This window comes from Anaerovibrio lipolyticus (genome assembly GCF_021531495.1).
Classification (GTDB): domain Bacteria; phylum Bacillota; class Negativicutes; order Selenomonadales; family Selenomonadaceae; genus Anaerovibrio.
This window is the reverse complement of sequence record NZ_JADYTY010000077.1, coordinates 1-647: the sequence shown is the minus strand read 5'-3', so window position 1 is coordinate 647 and position 647 is coordinate 1. Positions and strand designations below refer to the sequence as shown.

1 protein-coding gene is annotated in these 647 nt (G+C 33.8%); it reads left to right on the top strand.

Translation table 11 applies throughout. From position 1 onward, the window contains the following. Window positions 1–330 precede the first annotated feature (330 nt). Complete coding sequence (locus I6E26_RS11050) at window positions 331–633, top strand: hypothetical protein (RefSeq protein WP_235321916.1); 303 nt, start codon at window positions 331–333, stop codon at window positions 631–633. Window positions 634–647: the final 14 nt, after the last annotated feature.

The following is a 647-nucleotide window of genomic DNA, read 5'->3' as shown; positions in this document are numbered from 1 at the left end:
TCATAGCTGCATTAGAATTCTTATCATTTGTGCGCATAAGAAATACATATTTACACTATGTACAGACTTTTATCGCAGCATATTTATTCACATATATACCAAGGCCACAGTGCCTGAGCATGGCGCTTGTAAACTTGATAAAACTAATATATAATATGTTTAACTAAAGCAACATTCAGTATCCAATTCTAAGAAAACCTGAAAAAGCAATAGCCACCCTCTCAAAATACCAACATAAAGTAAGGTGATTCCATAACTCTATGCTAGATTGCACGTTCAAACACTTCTTATATCTCGCGAAAATAAATATAGGGACAAGGTGAAAAATCAATGGATAATTTTTCAAGAAAAAGGCGTTATCCCATTAATTCATTTATCTTTAGGGTAAGTATTCATTACGATGACTATTTTCCCAAAGATAAGTTTTTATCCTATGTAGCAGATGAGGAATTAATTAATTCTTGCACAGAATGCAAAGATACTTGTCAGTACTATCTGGATATTACTCTGCCTTACGAATACAAGTATAAATATCTTCAGGAAGACATAACAAGTATTTTCCCCAGCCTGCTCCATATCAACACTGGAGTCATTAGCTATGAGCTGTGCAGGCCCAAAGACATAGACCAGTAAAAGATAATTCTACT

Excerpts from the sequence above, each read along its gene's own strand:
- I6E26_RS11050 (WP_235321916.1), top strand. The coding sequence starts at position 331 with ATGGATAATTTTTCAAGAAAAAGGCGTTATCCCATTAATTCATTTATC.